This is a genomic window from Agrobacterium sp. 22-210-1 (genome assembly GCF_053522525.1).
Window position 1 is genome coordinate 19892 of the sequence record NZ_JBNWCI010000001.1, and the last position, 16129, is coordinate 36020.

General features: G+C 61.0%; 14 protein-coding genes. 12 read left to right on the forward strand and 2 right to left on the reverse strand.

Annotated features, from left to right (window positions below):
- Positions 1-25 precede the first annotated feature (25 nt).
- The 10 genes from ACQZ5F_RS00145 (at position 26) to ACQZ5F_RS00190 (ending at position 11366) form a co-directional block, all read left to right on the forward strand.
- Entirely contained in the window at positions 26-1066 is a 1041-nt protein-coding gene (locus ACQZ5F_RS00145) for an ABC transporter substrate-binding protein (RefSeq protein WP_225339327.1), read from the forward strand.
- Between the two features lie 270 nt (positions 1067-1336).
- Positions 1337-2410, forward strand: coding sequence for an ABC transporter ATP-binding protein (locus ACQZ5F_RS00150; protein WP_225339326.1), 1074 nt, complete (start codon positions 1337-1339; stop codon positions 2408-2410).
- The gene (locus tag ACQZ5F_RS00155) at positions 2407-3285 is read left to right on the forward strand and encodes an ABC transporter permease (RefSeq protein WP_046801593.1); all 879 of its coding nucleotides are present in this window, start codon (positions 2407-2409) and stop codon (positions 3283-3285) included. Before ACQZ5F_RS00150 ends, ACQZ5F_RS00155 begins: the two co-directional genes overlap by 4 nt.
- 12 nt (positions 3286-3297) lie before the next feature.
- Positions 3298-4092: an ABC transporter permease gene (locus ACQZ5F_RS00160; RefSeq protein ID WP_052818291.1), complete on the forward strand. Its 795-nt coding sequence runs from the start codon at positions 3298-3300 to the stop codon at positions 4090-4092.
- A gap of 181 nt (positions 4093-4273) precedes the next feature.
- Positions 4274-5671 carry an NAD(P)/FAD-dependent oxidoreductase gene (locus ACQZ5F_RS00165; protein WP_225339325.1) on the forward strand — a complete coding sequence of 466 codons (1398 nt, stop codon included), beginning with the start codon at positions 4274-4276 and terminating at the stop codon, positions 5669-5671.
- Entirely contained in the window at positions 5668-6930 is a 1263-nt protein-coding gene (locus ACQZ5F_RS00170) for an FAD-dependent oxidoreductase (RefSeq protein WP_225339324.1), read from the forward strand. The genes ACQZ5F_RS00165 and ACQZ5F_RS00170 overlap by 4 nt, the downstream gene beginning before the upstream one ends.
- On the forward strand, positions 6930-8324 hold the full coding sequence (locus ACQZ5F_RS00175) for an FGGY family carbohydrate kinase (RefSeq protein WP_225339323.1): 1395 nt from the start codon (positions 6930-6932) through the stop codon (positions 8322-8324). Before ACQZ5F_RS00170 ends, ACQZ5F_RS00175 begins: the two co-directional genes overlap by 1 nt.
- Before the next feature lie 202 nt (positions 8325-8526).
- Positions 8527-9639 carry an endonuclease/exonuclease/phosphatase family protein gene (locus ACQZ5F_RS00180; RefSeq protein WP_225339322.1) on the forward strand — a complete coding sequence of 371 codons (1113 nt, stop codon included), beginning with the start codon at positions 8527-8529 and terminating at the stop codon, positions 9637-9639.
- 301 nt (positions 9640-9940) lie between these two features.
- Complete coding sequence (locus ACQZ5F_RS00185; RefSeq protein WP_225339321.1) at positions 9941-10669, forward strand: L,D-transpeptidase; 729 nt, start codon at positions 9941-9943, stop codon at positions 10667-10669.
- A 34-nt stretch (positions 10670-10703) separates the two neighbouring features.
- Positions 10704-11366, forward strand: a complete 663-nt coding sequence (locus ACQZ5F_RS00190) for a DsbA family protein (protein WP_052760262.1) — start codon at positions 10704-10706, stop codon at positions 11364-11366.
- A 99-nt stretch (positions 11367-11465) separates the two neighbouring features.
- Here ACQZ5F_RS00190 and ACQZ5F_RS00195 read toward each other — a convergent pair whose 3' ends face one another.
- A complete protein-coding gene (locus ACQZ5F_RS00195) occupies positions 11466-12074 on the reverse strand; it encodes a DsbA family protein (protein ID WP_225339320.1) in 609 nt (202 codons plus the stop codon).
- On the reverse strand, positions 12071-13939 hold the full coding sequence (gene dsbD / locus ACQZ5F_RS00200; RefSeq protein ID WP_225339319.1) for a protein-disulfide reductase DsbD: 1869 nt from the start codon (positions 13937-13939) through the stop codon (positions 12071-12073). The genes ACQZ5F_RS00195 and dsbD overlap by 4 nt, the downstream gene beginning before the upstream one ends.
- 142 nt (positions 13940-14081) lie before the next feature.
- On the opposite strand from dsbD, the gene ACQZ5F_RS00205 reads away from it, so the two are divergent.
- Together ACQZ5F_RS00205 and ACQZ5F_RS00210 are read left to right on the forward strand one after the other, a co-directional pair.
- Complete coding sequence (locus ACQZ5F_RS00205) at positions 14082-14744, forward strand: response regulator transcription factor (protein WP_046801585.1); 663 nt, start codon at positions 14082-14084, stop codon at positions 14742-14744.
- Positions 14744-16102: an ATP-binding protein gene (locus ACQZ5F_RS00210; RefSeq protein ID WP_225339318.1), complete on the forward strand. Its 1359-nt coding sequence runs from the start codon at positions 14744-14746 to the stop codon at positions 16100-16102. The genes ACQZ5F_RS00205 and ACQZ5F_RS00210 overlap by 1 nt, the downstream gene beginning before the upstream one ends.
- Positions 16103-16129 lie beyond the last annotated feature (27 nt).

A 16129-nucleotide genomic window follows, 5' to 3' on the forward strand; every position in this document is an offset into this window, starting at 1 on the left:
AATAATAATAGAGGAGAACAGGACAATGAAGAAATCTATACTTCTGAGCGGGATTCTCATGCTTGGCGCGGCTGCTCTGCCGGCGCACGCCCAGCAGACCGTAACGTTCCTCGGCTATAGCGGCCTTTTCCAGGAGCGTTACACCAAGGCCGTCATCGAGCCTTTCATGGCCGCCAACCCTGACATCAAGGTTGAATATTTCCCGCAGCAGGGTTCCGCCGCCATGCTTGGTTCGCTGCGCGCCCAGAAGGCTGCGCCGCAGGCCGACGTCGCGCTGATGGACGTCTCCGTTGCCAAAACCGGGACGGATGAAGGTCTGTTCGACAAGATCGATGAAAGCGTGACCAAGAACGCCGCCGATCTCTATCCTAACGCCCGTTTCGAAGGTGTGGCCGGCGTAGGGGTGACGTTCGACAATCTTGTGCTCATCTATAATACCGATGCGATCAAGACTGCTCCGGACAGCTGGAACGCTCTGAAGGACAGTGCCCTCAAGGGGAAAGTCGCCATGTTGAGCGCGCCCGATATTGTCGGTATCGGCACGACCATCATCATGGACCACATGAATGGCGGCACTGACTTCATCAAGAATATCGACGCCGGCATCAATGCGATGGCTGAAGTCGCGCCAAACATTCAGACCTGGGAGCCGAAGCCGGAAGTCTATCCGAATGTCGTCAACGGCCAGGTTTCACTGGGCGTGGGCTGGAATGCCCGCAGCCAGGTGAATGCCGATGGCTCCAAGGGCAAGATGAAGGTTGCGCTTCCCAAGGAAGGCACGATCCTCCAGATCAATACGCTCAATCTCGTCAAGGGCGGCCCATCGTCGCAGGGCGCGCGTAAATTCGTCGATTATGCGCTGAGCCCTGAAGCGCAGGCCGCCTTTACCGCCGCCATGTATTATGCGCCGACCAACACCAAGGCCAGTGTTGCCGACGATGTCAGCGAGCGCACGGTCATCAAGGCGATGGACAAGGTTATCCCGGTTGACTGGATCGGCCTCTCAAAGGTTCGTGACCAGATCACGCAGGACTGGCGTCGCAAGGTCATTCCGCTCAGCCGCTAAGGCTCGTGCAGAATGGCAGATCTTTCGCATCACCCATGCGGCTGCGGAAGGACAAGAACATTGCATTCCCTCTGTCGACGCTCTGGTCGGCGGAGGGGGTGGGTAGACGGACATGCATTTCCTTTGGCCTCTGACATGTCTGCGATACGGGAAACGCCGTGAAACAGCGCAGCGAAGTTCTGCTGCGACTGTATAGATCAAGGGACAGGCCTAACCGGCCGGACATGTCCTGGAGAAAGGCAAAAAGCCAGAATGGGAACTTCAGACACCATGCAGCCAGGATTCCTCTCGATTCGTTCACTGACCAAGCGCTACGAGACCATGGTCGCCGTAGATGATCTCAACCTCGAGATTCCCAAGGGCGAACTGGTTGCCTTCTTGGGTCCTTCCGGCTGCGGCAAGTCGACATCGCTGCGCATGATTGCGGGTCTCTCTCCCGTCTCCTCGGGTTCGATCTTGATTGGCGGCAAGGACGTGACGCAGCTTGCGCCTTACAAGCGCGACATCGGCCTCGTTTTCCAGAGCTATGCGCTTTTCCCTCACATGACGGTTCTCAAGAACGTCATGTTCGGTCTTGAGATGCGCAAGGTGCCTGCTGCAGAGGCCGAGCGCCGCGCGCGTGAAGCCATTGCCATGGTGCATCTGGAAGGGCGCGAGGACCGCCGTCCCGCCCAGCTTTCCGGCGGCCAGCAGCAGCGGGTCGCACTGGCGCGCGCCCTCGTCATCCAGCCCTCCATCCTTCTGTTTGACGAACCGCTCTCCAATCTCGACGCCAAGCTGCGCGATGAGATGCGGGCCGAAATCCGCCGTATCCAGAAACAGCTCGGCATCACCTCCATCTTCGTCACGCATGATCAGGTCGAAGCGCTCAGCATGTGCGATAAGGTCGCCGTGCTCAATGGCGGGCGTCTGGAACAGCTCGGCACACCGCACGATCTCTATGAGCGCCCGGCGACGGCTTTCGTCGCTTCCTTCGTTGGCCGCACCAACAGGCTGGTCGGCAACGCGGCCGGCGATCGCATCACGGTCGGCGATGCGGTTTTGCGTGCGCCCGGCGCGCACAGCGGCAGCATCGATCTGATGGTACGGCCGCATCGTATGGCCATGACGGTCGCCGGTGACGCTTTGCCTGATTTCGACGGCGCGCCGGTCAACCGCATCGCCGGCGAGGTGCGCGATGTCTATTATGCGGGTGACATCCTGCACTACGAGATCGCCGCGGGCGGGCAGACATTGTCCGTGGAGCGCGCGACATCCGGCGGCGAAACGCCGGTGGCGGCGGGCAGCGCGGTCAGCCTCGTCTGGCGCGTCGAAGATACGCTGGTTTTCGGAGCGAATCCATGACAGCGTCAGTCATGATCACGGCTCCCGGCAGCCGCACCTCGTCCATCGTATTTCTTGCAACCCTCCTGCTTGGACCGATCATCGCAGTCAACGGTCTGGCCTTCGTGATGCCGGTCTTCAACCTGTTGCTGCTTTCCTTCCGTGAAAGCCTTGGTGGCGGCGGTCTCGGGGAGGCCCACACGCTTGAAAACTGGTCATCCACGCTTACCGACGGTTTTTATATCGAGCTGATCGGCCAGAGCATCCTGACCAGCCTTATGATCACTGTTCTGACGCTCATCGCCTCCTATCCGATTGCGCTTTACCTCCACCGGGCGCAGGGCCGCTGGAAGACGCTGCTACTGGTGCTGGTCATTTCGCCGCTGCTCACCTCGGCCGTGGTGCGCACCTATGGCTGGATCGCGATCCTTGCGGATGACGGGCTCATCAACAACATCCTCTTTGCACTGGGTGCAGAAAGCGGCGTGCGCCTGTTGTTTAACAAGATCGGCGTGGTCATCGGCCTCACCGAAATCCTGATGCCCTACATGATCCTGGCGTTGCTTGCCGGTTTCGGCAGGCTTGATCCACGGGTCGAGGAGGCTGCCGAAACGCTCGGCGCATCGCCCTGGAAAGTCTTCTGGCGGATTATCGTGCCGCTCACCATGCCCGGTGTGGCGCTCGGTTGCCTGCTCTCCTTCGTTCTCGCCGTCAGCTCGTTCATCACCCCCAAGCTGCTCGGCGGCGGGCGCGTCTTCCTTCTGGCGACGGAAATCTACGATCAGGCCATTGTAACGCTCAACTGGCCTCTCGCCGCGACGCTTTCGATGATCATCCTTGTGATTTTCGGTGCCGCCCTCGTGCTCTATTCCCGGCTTCTGCGGGCTGTTCTTTAAAGGAGATCGACGATGGAAGAACGTCCCGTTCCGCTGGCGCTGAAAATTGTCGCCTTTGTCATGTTCCTCTTTCTGCTTGCGCCCGTGGTGCTCGTCGTGCCGATCTCTTTTTCAGCCGACAGCTACATGACCTTTCCGCCTTCCGGCTGGAGCCTGCGCTGGTATATTGACCTCATGCACAATTCCAAGATGATTGGCGCGCTGGGCACCAGTACGCTCCTCGCCGTCATCGTCACGGTGCTGTCGATGCTGATTGCACTGCCCGCCTCCTACGCCATCGTCCGCATGCGGGTGATCGGTGCTGACGCATTGCTTGCCTTCTTCACTGCGCCCCTGCTTCTGCCGACCATCGTTCTCGGTCTTGCGATCCTGATCGTTTTCGCCGGTGCAGGTCTGCTCGGCACGTTCACCGGCCTGGTGATCGCGCATCTCATCATCGTGCTGCCCTATGCCCTGCGTGTGCTCACCACGTCGCTCGCCGGCCTGCCGCTGATCTTCGAAGAGGCCGCCTCGACGCTCGGGGCATCGCCGTTCACCGTCTTTAGCCGCATCACCATGCCGATGATCGCGCCGGGCGTTGTCGCAACGGCGGCGCTTTCCTTTCTCGTCTCGTTCGATGAGGCCGTGATTTCGCTGTTTCTCACCGGTCCGCGTATCACAACACTCCCGGTCGCCATGTATCAGCATGTTGAGACCCAGGCTGATCCGCTCGTTGCGGCCATTTCCGTTCTTCTGATCGTGCTGACGCTTGCCGTCGTCCTGATCGTCGACCGAACGGCGGGCCTGACGAAGACTTTCGTAAAATAAGGGCGGCAGACATATCGAGAAATATGCCTCGTAAGGCCGATTAAATTCGAAGGGTCGGCGCCAGCTCTGTCCGACTGACACCAGCGCTAATTTCATTCCCGTTGATGAACGCCTGCTGCATCGGCGCGACGCGTCACGTCTGTTGATTTCGTTTTTGAACCACGAAGGTAAAGGGAAGCCGATGGTCCAGAGCCTCTCCACGGAATTCGACGTTGCCGTCATCGGTGCCGGAGTTGTCGGCTGCGCGGTCGCCCGTCGTTTCGCTCTGGCTGGTGCGAAGGTGGTCGTCATCGAGAAGGGCGCTGATATTCTTTCCGGGGCTTCGAAGGCCAACAGCGCCATTCTCCATACCGGCTTCGATGCGCCGGAAGGCAGTCTGGAGCTGGAGCTGGTAAAGGCGGGTCGGGCGGAATATCTGTCCATCCACGGGCAGATGGGCCTCAGCCTTGTCGAGACCGGTGCACTTGTGTGCGCCTGGAATCCGGATGAGGCGGAGAGACTGGCGGCGATTGCCGAGCAGGGGCGGCGCAACGGTATTTCCGAACTCGGCCTGCTCACGGCCCGGCAGGCCCGCGAAACCATGCCCGGCCTGTCCGGCCACCTCACCGCCGCGCTCGAAGTTTCGGGTGAACACATCATCGATCCGTGGTCCGCGCCGCTTGGCTATCTCACGCAGGCGGTGGGTTTGGGGGCGCAACTGGTGCGCAATGCCGAAGTCCTCTCCGGTTCGTTCGATGGCGCGTGGCGGATCGAGACAACGGCGGGTCCGATCCTTGCCGCAAGCATTGTCAATGCCGCAGGGTTGTTTGGCGATATCGTCGATGCGCGGCTGGGTCTTGTCTCCGAATTCACCATCATGCCGCGCAAGGGACAATTCGTCGTTCTCGATAAGGCCGCCCGTCGGCATGTGCCGCGCATCGTCCTGCCCGTTCCCACCGAGATAACCAAGGGCATCGTGGTCTGTCCCACCGCTTTCGGCAATGTTCTTGTCGGCCCGACGGCGGAAGAGCAGGATGATCGCGAGCGTGCGACCGTGGAGACGGCGACGCTGGAAGCGCTGCTGAAGCGCGGCGCTGAGATCGTTCCGGCGCTGGCCTCCATTTCCGTGACCGCCGTCTATGCCGGCCTGCGCCCGGCGTCTGAAAAGAAGCATTACCGGATTTCCGAGCGGCCGGACCGCCGGGCGATCACGCTCGGCGGTGTGCGTTCCACGGGCCTCAGCGCTGCGCTCGGGCTGGCGCAGCATGCGTTGACGCTCCACGCAGGTTTCGGTACCCGCTTTGACCTGCCTCTCTCCGTGCCTGACGTGACGATGCCCAACCTGACTGAAACCTGCGAGCGGGACTGGCAGCGTGCTGATCATGGCGAAATTATCTGCCATTGCGAACTCGTCACCCGGCGTGAGATCGATGCGACATTTTCCAGCCCGGTGCCTCCGGGCGATTTCGGCGGGCTGCGGCGGCGCACCCGCGCCGGCATGGGTCGCTGCCAGGGGTTTTATTGCAATGCCAGACTTGCGGCGATGACGGGCGACCGTCTGGCCGTACCGCTCGCGGTCGGCGCGGGAGACGAGCGATGAGTACCGTGCAGCTTTTTCAGCAAGAGCGCAAAGACGCTTCATATGCCGATGTCATCGTGGTTGGCGGCGGCCCTGCGGGCGTGGCGGCGGCTCTGGAGCTGAAAGCCCGTGGCATCGCGCGTGTGATGATCCTCGAGCGCGAGCCGGCCCTTGGCGGCGCGCCCCGGCATTGCTCGCACTCGCCTTTCGGCATGCGCGAATTCGGGCGCGTCTATTTCGGCCCGGCCTATGCGAGACGCCTTGAGAGGGAAGCGCAGGATGCCGGTGTCGATATCCGCACCGGTCATTCCGTGGTCGAACTGGGACAGGATGGCGCATTGCTGGTCACCTCGGCACGCGGTGTCGAGAGCTTGAAGGCCCGGCGCATCGTGCTGGCCACTGGCGTACGGGAAAAACCACGCTCGGCGCTGCTTCTGCCGGGCGACCGGCCGGTGGGTGTGATCACCACCGGAGCGCTGCAATCCTATGTTGCCTTTCATGGCATCATGCCTTTTCGTCGGCCGCTTATTATTGGTTCTGAACTGGTTTCGTTCTCTGCGCTTCTGACCTGTCTGACGCATCGCGCGCGGCCGGTGGCGATGATCGAACCAGAGCCGGAACCGCTGGCGCGGTCGCCTTTCCAATGGTTTCCGCGACTGGTCGGGGTGCCGTTTCATTGTAGTGCCGTGCTTATGGACATTCGCGGGCGCGGCCGTGTCGAGGAGGCTGACATCCGACTGGCGGATGGCCGTCTCCTGACTGTCAAGTGCGATGGTGTTCTTCTGACCGGGCGGTTCACGCCGGAGGCGGCGCTTTTGAATGCATCCGCGGTCGATGTGGCGGCAGGCAGCGCCGGGCCGATGATCGATCAGGACGGCCGGATGGCCAACCCCATCTTTTTCGCCAGCGGAAACCTGTTGCGGGCCGTGGAAACGGGTGGCTGGTCGTTTCGCGAAGGCCGCCGCGTGGGTGCCGCCGTTGCCGACGATCTCGCCCGCGAACCCCGCAACGACCGGGTGGTACCCGTCACTTTCGCCGACCCGCTCAAACTCGTGGTACCGACCATGGTGCGTCCGGGAGGGCTTGACCGACCAGCTTTTCGCGACTTTCAGCTGCGCTTTACCAAACGTGTTCAAGGCCGGCTTTCGCTTCATCTCGATGGAGCGGAAGTGTGGAGCAAGATCGGCCTGTGGCTGCCGGAGCGCCGTGTGCTCGTGCCCATTCCCCGCGCTGCGTTTGAAGCAAGCCAGATTGCCTTTCACGTTGGAGAGACAAATTGATGCGCATTGCAGCGATCGATCAGGGAACGACATCGACCCGATGCCTTGTGGTCGGCGATGGCATGGCACAGGTCGTCTCCAGCCTGCGCCATGCGCAGTTCTATCCGGCGCCCGGTCATGTGGAGCATGACCCCGAAGAACTGTTGCGCAATATCCGCGCGGTGCTTGCCGCCGCCGGGCCGGTGGATGCCATAGCCATCGCCAATCAGGGCGAGAGTTGCCTGGCGTGGGACGCCGAGAGCGGTGAGGCGCTGTCGCCGGTTATCGTCTGGCAGGATGCCCGCACCGCCGATGCTCTTGCCGCTCTGCCGCCATCGGCGGCGGATCGTTCGAAAGAGATTTGCGGGTTGCCGCTCGATCCCTATTTTTCGGCAAGCAAACTGTCCTGGCTGGTCGAGCATAATCCAGCGGTGGCGCAGGCAAGGGCGGCCGGGCGGTTGCGGCTGGGCACCACCGATGCGTTTTTTCTGGATCGGCTGGCCGGCTGTTTCCGCACCGATCTTGCAACGGCGTCGCGCACCGGGCTGCTTGATCTGGCAAAGGGAGGCTGGAGCCCGGAACTCTGCATGCTTCACGGTGTGCCGCTGGATTGCCTGCCCGCCATCGGCCCTGTCGATGGCGGTTTCGGTGCAATCGAGGCAACGCCCGTCCGCGTTTCCATCGTTGATCAACAGGCGGCGCTTTATGGGCATGGTTGCCGCAAACCCGGTGATTGCAAGATAACCTTTGGCACGGGAGCTTTCCTGTTGGCTGTCGCTGGTAACGAGCGCCCGCTGACGGGGGAGCTTTTGCCGGCCATTGGCTGGCACAGGCAAGGCGCACCGGCCGTTTTCGCCATCGAGGGAGGGGTCTACGATGCGGGTGCGGCGCTGGAATGGGCGCGAAAGATCGGCTTATATACCGATAATGACGAACTCGACGGTTTCGAGGGATCATCGGCCATTCGGCGCGGCCTTGTATGCGTGCCCGCATTTTCGGGCCTTGCTGCACCCTATTGGGACAGACAGGCCGTGCCGCTGTTCATCGGTATGGAACATGCCACTGAGCGGCGCGACATGGTGCGCGCGCTGCTGGAAGGTATTGCCATGCTGACGGTTCGATTGATCGATGCGATGCCGGCTGCAACTGCCATCGGTAACACGATCTCCATCGACGGTGGCCTGTCGAATAGTCGCTATTTCGCTCGTTTTCTGGCCGCCGCCAGCGGCCGGACCATCTGCGTGCCGGCCATGCGGGAGTTGACGGCGCTTGGTCTGGCGGAGCTGTGCGGTATCGATGTCGCCGCCATGCGAAACGATACCGAGATATTCACGCCCGATGGGTCGGTTGATGCCGCAGATCATGATCGTTTCGCACGTGCGGTGGACAATGCGCGGACTTGGCGAAACGCCTAAGCTTCCGCGGGGTTTTCGTGGTGCGGGAATCGTAAAGATTTCAGCGGGATCGCTCTGAAACCTGATTTCCATCTTGCCGTCCGCCGATGTCAGGACGATCTTGTCCATCGGCGTGCCTGTCGTGAATTTCCTCTGTCAGACCGAACTGTCGTGTCTTTGAAATGTAAAACTGGCATCATCCTTGCAACCTGGGGAGGATCAGATGCGTCTTGCTGTCTACAACGTTGAAAATCTCTTTGATCGTGCCAAAGCGATGAACCTTGGCAGCTGGGAAGAGGGAAAGCCCGTTCTGGAGCGTTTCGCCGCACTGAACCAATTGCTTGGTCAGGTCGAATATATTGATGCAGACAAGGTCGCGATCGCCCGGCTCGTCGTCGAGCTGGGTATGGAGCAGTCCGATACGGGGCCTTTCGTCATCCTTCGCCGAAACCGTGGCGGTCTGCTCAAGCGGCCGACGACGGGCGGTGTGGTGGTCGTTGCCGATGGCCGGGCTGACTGGGTCGGGTCGCTGGAACTGCGTGACGAGCCGGTCAATGAGCACGCCATGCGCAATACCGCGCGGGCGATGGTCGATCTTGAGGCCGACGTGCTCGGTATCGTCGAAGTCGAGAGCCGCCCGGTGCTTTCCGCCTTCAACCGGGAGATACTGCCGGCGATCGGCGGCACACCGTTTCGGCACGTGATGGTGATCGACGGCAATGACGAGCGCGGGATCGATGTCGGCATGATGACCCGCAAGGGTTATCCCATCGGCGCCATGCACAGCCATGTGGATGATTGTACCCCGAACGGTGAAGCGATTTTTTCGCGCGATTGCCCGGAATATGAAATTACCACGCCCGCCGGCGCACGGCTTATCGTCATGGTCAATCACCTCAAGAGCAAGGGTTATGGCGGGAAAGCCAAGTCGGATGCCAAGCGGAAGGCCCAGGCAAAACGTATTGCCGAAATCTACGAGAAACTGATCGAACGGGGCGTTGAATATGTCGCTGTTATCGGTGACTTCAACGATACCCCCGAAAGTGACCCGCTGGAGCCACTTCTTGGCGGCACTTCGTTAAAAGACATCTTCAAGCATGACGCTTTCGATGATGGCGGTTACCCCGGCACCTATGGCGGGTGCACGGCCTCCAACAAGATCGATTATATCCTGCTGTCTCCCGCCCTTTTTGCAAAGGTCAAGGACGGTGGCGTGTTCCGCAAGGGCATGTGGCCGGGTGTTCGGCCGAAGAAGTGGGAAAGCTATGATGAGGTGAAGCGCCAGGAGGACGCCGCGTCCGATCATGCTGCGCTCTGGGTCGATCTCGACATTTGAATGTTGCCGGGACGGCACCGAGTGATCTGGAATACCCAATCCGCTGATTGCGGCACCAACCTTGGAATCAGCAAAAAGGCCTGCTGTCGCCAGTTCGGCGGTGAAAAGCTGCTTGGCCTGACCCGCTGGTGAACTGCATCAAACACATGGAAGAAATGGCCGCCCCAAGGGGTGGTCATTTTATCTTGCCGGCGATCCGCGGTGCGGCTGATCTGGACGAATTGCCATGCCGGTGATGCCCTTAAGACTGGCTTAAGGTGCGGGCCGGCTATGTGTCGCCGAATAGGAGACACAGCCCAGAATGCACGACATCCCGATTTTCACCACCCGCAGAAACCTTCTTGCCCTTGGGCTTGCGGGCCTGCTGGCGGGTTGCGCCACGTCCGGTCAGCCGCCAAAGCCGGCGACGCTGTCGAGGAACGACGACCCCTTGCCCGAGACGCCTGCGCCGGCCACGCCGGCAATGTATGCGGCGCTTCCCGATGAGACATTCCCGATCCCGGCGGTGAACATCAAGCAGGTGGACCCACGCTACTGGCGGCAGGTCGTCGATTATCCGTCCGACGAAAAGCCGGGTACGCTGATCGTCGATACGCCGAACAAGTTTCTCTATCACATTCTGCCGGGCGGCAAGGCGACCCGTTACGGGATTGGCGTCGGCCGTGATGGCTTCTCCTGGGCCGGCCGGGCGACGGTTGCCTACAAGCGGGCATGGCCAAAATGGACGCCGCCGGATGAGATGGTGGCGCGGCAGCCCAGTCTTCAGCCCTACAGTATCGCCAATGGCGGAATGCCGCCCGGCCTCAAGAACCCGCTTGGCGCGCGGGCGCTCTACATTCATCAGGGCGGCAGGGACACGCTTTACCGCCTGCACGGAACACCGGAGGCCTTTTCTATCGGCAAGGCGGTTTCCTCCGGCTGCATACGGCTGCTGAACCAGGATGTCATCGACCTCTACAACAATGTGAGGGATGGCAGCACCATCGTGGTTATTCCCGACCCCTCGAAACGCCAGCAACTTGGCGTCTGACGATCGACACGGAAAAGAAAGAAGGCCCATCACCATGGCACATGACGTTCGAAACCGCGCGGATGTTTCAGCCCTTGCCGGGCTCGGACGCCGTGCCTTTCTCCTCGGCTCGATTTCGGTGGTCTCGGCCGCCGCATCACCGGCGGCGGCTTCGCCCAACGGTCTGAAGCTCGAGATGATCCTGCGCGATCCGGCGGCACCCGTCTCCGGCAATCCTGCCGGCAAGCTCACCATGGTCGCCTTTCTCGACTATAATTGCCCCTGGTGCAAAAAGACGGCTGTTCCCATGAGCAATGCGGTCTCGGCAGACGGGGATGTCAGGATGGTCTACAAGGACTGGCCGATCATAACGCCTGACTCCGTCGAGGGAGCGCGACTGGCGCTGGCGGCAAAATATCAGGACGGCTACCATATCGTCCATGATGCGCTGATGGCGATCAAGACGCCGAAAGTGAAGGCCGACGAGATGCGCGACACCGTGCGCGCGACGAGTATCGATTTTGCCCGCCTCGAGCGTGACATGAAATCGAAAGCAGCGGAGATCGATGATCTGCTTGCGCGCAATCATGAACAGGCGATGTCGCTGCAATTGACGGGAACGCCTGCCTTCATCATCGGCAAGTTCCTCGTTCCCGGCGCGGTGCAGAGCGCGGAAGCCTTTACGGATCTTTTCAAAAGAGCGCGTGAACAGGCGTAGCGTTCCGATAATGATGGTTTCAGCCCCAGTCGGACTGAAACCATCGTTTCGACATTCTGGCCGGGCGTGGCAGTGCCGATGCCCTTTGCCGTCTCCGTCCTATCCCCGTGCCTTGGCGATTGCTTCCTTCAGGCCTTTGCGGTCGAGGACACCGGCAAAGCTCGTCGTTCCCACCACAAATGATGGCGTGCCGACGAATTTGAAGGCAGCGGCCTGTATCCAGTTTCGATCCAGCAGGCCGGAAATCCATGCCTGATGCTCGATAACGGCCTTGCCGACACCGTCGAAAGTCAGGCCGGCCTTCTTCAGGGCTTTTTCGACATCGGTCTGCTGCAGCTTGTTCGGCGTGTGAAACATGGCGTCGAGCGTCTTTTCATATTTGCCGAGTTTGGCGCTGGCGAGCACCGCCTGCGCCGCGATGACCGATGCGCCGCCGAAGACCGGCCAATCCTTCAGCACAAGTCTGACCTTGCCATCCTGTTCGACCACGTCGCGCACCATGCCGTAGGACGATTTGCAATAGGGGCACTGGTAGTCGAAATATTCCACCACCGTCACGTCGCCTTTCGGATTGCCGAGGACCGGGGCTTCCGGATCGTGCAGCACCATCTCCTGGCTTGTCGGGTCTGTCCTGGCAAAAACAAGTGATGGGGGAGCTATGGCGGCAAAGCCGGCCATAGCGACAAGCTGTCGGCGGGTAAGGGTCATTGGCGGGCTCCTGCGGTATTGTCGATTGCCGGTTTTGCAAGCGCCTGCTGCGTTTGCGCTGCCGTATCGATGAGTGAACGGGCCGAAATCTCGCCCACCATGCGGATGGAGGGGAGTTCGGCGCCTTTTCTGTCAAAGAACAGCATGGTCGGCGGGCCGATAACATTGCTGTCCTTCATCAATTGCTGTTTGTCTGGCGTCATGTCCGAAAGATCGACGGAGACGAGGTTTGTATCCTTGAGGCTTTCCGCGACCTGCGGATCGCTCAGAACGGAGCGCTCGATGACACGGCAGGAAACGCACCAGTCCGCGGTGAAGTAGACAAGGCTTGGCTTTCCTGCTTCAGCGACCGCGGCTTTCAGTTCCCCATTGGAACTAACCGTTGCAAAACTCGCCTTTGTCAGGCCGGGCAGGGAGCGGCTGGCGACCGGGCCGCCGGAGAATTGCAGTGGCTGGAGCATGCTGGTGCCGCCGCTTGCCGCGCCGAAAGCGAGAAACGCCCCATAAAGCATGGAAAGAAGGCTGGCCGATTTCATCAGCCGGCGGCCAATGCCGGCCTGTTGCGGCAGCGCGTCGAGAGCACCGAAGAAAACACCGATGGTAACGAGCAGCGCTGCGGCGAGCGCGAGCGTTACAGGCGGAGGAATGAGCCGGTCGATATACCAGATCGCGGTGGCAAGGAAGATGAAGCCGAACAGCCAGCGTATCTGTGCCATCCATGCGCCGGCCCGCGGCAGCAATGCCGCGCCGGAGGTGCCGATGAGGATGAGCGGAATGCCCTTGCCGATGCCGAGCGCAAAGAGCGCCGCTGCGCCGAGCAGCAGGTTGCCGGTCTTGGCGATATAGAGAAGTGCGCCTGCAAGCGGTGCGGTCACGCAGGGGCCGATCAGCAGCGCCGAGCTGAAACCGAGAATGGCGGTCGAGCCGAAGGATCCGCCGAGCGAACGCTGCGATCGGGCCAGCCGGTCGCGAAGGCCAGCCGGAAGCTGGACCTCGACCATGCCGAAACTGGCGATTGCCAGAATGGTAAAGACGGCGGCGGTGATGAGAATGGCCGGTGGCGACTGGAGGGCGATCTGGAAGCTCTGGCCAAGCCATGCGGCCAGTATGCCGAACAGGCTGAAGGCGGCGGCAAGCGCGACGACATAGGTTGAGGAGAGGAGAAAACTGCGACCGGGCGACAGTGAAGCGCCCTGCCGGCCGAGCGTGGCCGCGAGGATCGGGTACATGGGAAACACGCAGGGCGTGAAGGCGAGGAGCACGCCAAGGCCCATGAAGGAGGCGAGAAGCAGCACGGTTCCGCCCCGGGCAAGAAAGCCCTCCACCATGCCCGGCTCGGCCAGAGGTGCTGGTACGGGTGCGGGTACTGACTGCTCAGCCTTTTCCGGTTCCGCGGACGGTGCGATCGGGGTGAGGGATTGAAATGCGGGTGGATCCTGCGGCCTTATGCCGAATGGCGCCTCCGCTTCGATCCGCAACCCGTCGATGGCGACCGTTCTGAACGGATAGCAGATGCCGCCATCCTGGCATCCCTGAAATGTCAGCTTCATCGTCTGCGGCGCGTCGGCAAGCGTGGCGGCGGCTTGCCCGAAATAGACTTCGGTGTTGCCGAAGCCGGGATCATCCTTCATCTCGCCGGCCGGCGTCCTGAGATCAAGCTTCGTTCCGTCGTCAGTGGTGGCCTGCAGGCTCTCCCGGTAGAGATAATATCCCTCGGCGACTTGCCAGCGGAAGGTGGCCGCTGTTCCCGTGCGGTCTATCGAAAGCTTGAACGCATCCGCCATGTCCATCGGCGGACCGAGCGCGAGCGCCGGTCCGCAAATGGACAGCAGAACGAGGAGCACGAACGAAAAATTGAAACGCATTCTCTTTCCTTATGGGGTAGGCCTTGTGGGATAAGCCATGGATGGCGCAGGCTTCCGGCTGGAAGCTTAAGCCAGCCTTAAGGTTCGTTTTTCAGGTTCCCGCGCATCAAAATACCCGTGTGCCGGAATGATGGAGTGCTCAATGCGTCTGTTGGTGGTCGAGGACGATGATGTCCTGCTTGATGGTCTGCGTGTCGGGCTGCAGCTTGCCGGCTTCACCGTCGATGCTGTCATGACGCTTGGCGACGCAAAAATCGCCCTTGAGAATTGCCGTTTCGACGCCGTTGTCCTTGATGTGATGTTGCCTGACGGGTCAGGCCTCGATCTTCTGCGCCACACCCGCAATGAGCGCAACCGGGTGCCGATCCTCCTGCTCACCGCCAAGGATGCGACCACGGACAAGATTTGCGGCCTCGATGCCGGCGCAGATGATTATCTGGGTAAGCCTTTCGATCTCGATGAGGTGGCCGCCCGGCTGCGGGCGATCATCCGCCGCGGCGAGGGCCGTTCCGAGGGCACGCTGTCGGCGCTGGGCGTGACGCTCGATCCGGCGAAGATGGTGGCGAAGAAGGATGACAGTGTCATTGCGCTGTCGCGCCGTGAATTCGCGATAATCCATGCCCTGATGCAGAACCCTGGCATGATCTTTTCAAAGCCGGTTCTGGAAGAAAAGCTCTATGGCTGGCAGGAGGATGTGGAAAGCAACACCATTGAGGTCCACATCCACAAGCTTCGTTCCAAACTGGGCGCCGGTTTCATCGAGACGGTGCGCGGCGTTGGTTACCGCGTCGGGAGGGTTGCGTGATGTCGATCCGGGCAAGATTGTTTACCGTGCTTCTGCTGATGACGGGCCTCGTCTGGCTTTCGGCCTGCGTGTGGATCTATACCAGCACGAAGGCGCGGCTGGAGCATGTTCTCGATGCGCGGCTGGTGGAATCGGCAAGAATGGTCGGATCCCTCGTCGGCGACCGCCCGGTCGATATCCGCCTGATAGACGGCCATTCACCGACGCATGATGAGGACGCGGACGCTGATGCTGCGGCGATCCCCTCCTACGAACGCCAGCTCGCCTGCCAGATTTGGTCCATTAGCGGCCGTCTGCTCAGCAAATCGGACAGCGCCCCGGATGCTTCCCTTTCGGATCATGCCTCGGGCTTCCAGAATACGGTCATCAACGGCATCGAATGGCGTGTCTATGCGGTCGTGAAACCCGACCTCGGTGTCAGGGTTCTGGTGGGTGACAGTGTCGAGGTTCGCGACCGGCTGGTTGACGATGTCATCAAGGGGCTTCTTTATCCGGCGCTTTTCATCATGCCATTGATGGCTGGCCTTATCTGGCTGTGTGTTTCCCGGGGGCTTGCGCCCTTGCAAAAGCTCGCAAACGGCATGAAAGCGCGCGACGCGACTGAACTCCACGGCTTTGCCGACAAGGGAACGCCATCAGAGCTTCGGCCGATGATCCATGCGCTGAACAGCCTTCTGGCGCGTGTGCAGGCGACGCGGGAAAGGGAACGGGAGTTCACGACCTATGCCGCACATGAATTGAAGACGCCACTTGCCGGCCTGAAGACGCAGGCGCAGGTGGCCATGCGTTCCACCGATCCCGAGGTGCAGCAACAGGCGCTGCGGCGCATCGAACAGAGCGTTGACCGGACAAGCCGGATGGCAAAACAGCTTATCGATCTGGCTGCCGTCGACGCCACCGAAGCGCAGGCGGTGAAATCCGGCGTCGACATTCCCCGTCTGGTCCTCGATGTCATACAGGAGCTGGAGCCGCTCAGGCGAGCACGCGAGGTTGAAATTACCTGCCAGCTTTCGGAAGAGGCGGATAGGATCCTCATCGAGGCGGATCGGTCCCTGCTTCGTCTTGCGATCCGTAACGTGATGGAAAATGCCGTACAGCACTCGCCGAAGGGATCAACGGTGGAATGCCGGGCGGAACTGGCAAACGGCAAGGTCAATGTGGTGGTCATCGACGAAGGGGCGGGGATCGCGATGGACGAACAGGAACGGGTGCTGCAGCGCTTCTACCGTTCGCCGCGATCGGAACCCGGTGGAAGCGGCCTTGGGCTTGCCATTGTCAAGATGGCCATCGACCGGCTGGGCGGGCGATTGCAGTTTTCGCAATTCGGTCAGCGGTTCGCAGTATCGCTTGAGTTATAAAGGAGGCCGCCACGGGGCGGCTCTCTT

Coding starts and splice junctions, on each gene's coding strand:
- ACQZ5F_RS00145 (WP_225339327.1), top strand. CDS start 26: ATGAAGAAATCTATACTTCTGAGCGGGATTCTCATGCTTGGCGCGGCT.
- ACQZ5F_RS00150 (WP_225339326.1), top strand. CDS start 1,337: ATGCAGCCAGGATTCCTCTCGATTCGTTCACTGACCAAGCGCTACGAG.
- ACQZ5F_RS00155 (WP_046801593.1), top strand. CDS start 2,407: ATGACAGCGTCAGTCATGATCACGGCTCCCGGCAGCCGCACCTCGTCC.
- ACQZ5F_RS00160 (WP_052818291.1), top strand. CDS start 3,298: ATGGAAGAACGTCCCGTTCCGCTGGCGCTGAAAATTGTCGCCTTTGTC.
- ACQZ5F_RS00165 (WP_225339325.1), top strand. CDS start 4,274: ATGGTCCAGAGCCTCTCCACGGAATTCGACGTTGCCGTCATCGGTGCC.
- ACQZ5F_RS00170 (WP_225339324.1), top strand. CDS start 5,668: ATGAGTACCGTGCAGCTTTTTCAGCAAGAGCGCAAAGACGCTTCATAT.
- ACQZ5F_RS00175 (WP_225339323.1), top strand. CDS start 6,930: ATGCGCATTGCAGCGATCGATCAGGGAACGACATCGACCCGATGCCTT.
- ACQZ5F_RS00180 (WP_225339322.1), top strand. CDS start 8,527: ATGCGTCTTGCTGTCTACAACGTTGAAAATCTCTTTGATCGTGCCAAA.
- ACQZ5F_RS00185 (WP_225339321.1), top strand. CDS start 9,941: ATGCACGACATCCCGATTTTCACCACCCGCAGAAACCTTCTTGCCCTT.
- ACQZ5F_RS00190 (WP_052760262.1), top strand. CDS start 10,704: ATGGCACATGACGTTCGAAACCGCGCGGATGTTTCAGCCCTTGCCGGG.
- ACQZ5F_RS00195 (WP_225339320.1), bottom strand. CDS start 12,074: ATGACCCTTACCCGCCGACAGCTTGTCGCTATGGCCGGCTTTGCCGCC.
- dsbD (WP_225339319.1), bottom strand. CDS start 13,939: ATGCGTTTCAATTTTTCGTTCGTGCTCCTCGTTCTGCTGTCCATTTGC.
- ACQZ5F_RS00205 (WP_046801585.1), top strand. CDS start 14,082: ATGCGTCTGTTGGTGGTCGAGGACGATGATGTCCTGCTTGATGGTCTG.
- ACQZ5F_RS00210 (WP_225339318.1), top strand. CDS start 14,744: ATGTCGATCCGGGCAAGATTGTTTACCGTGCTTCTGCTGATGACGGGC.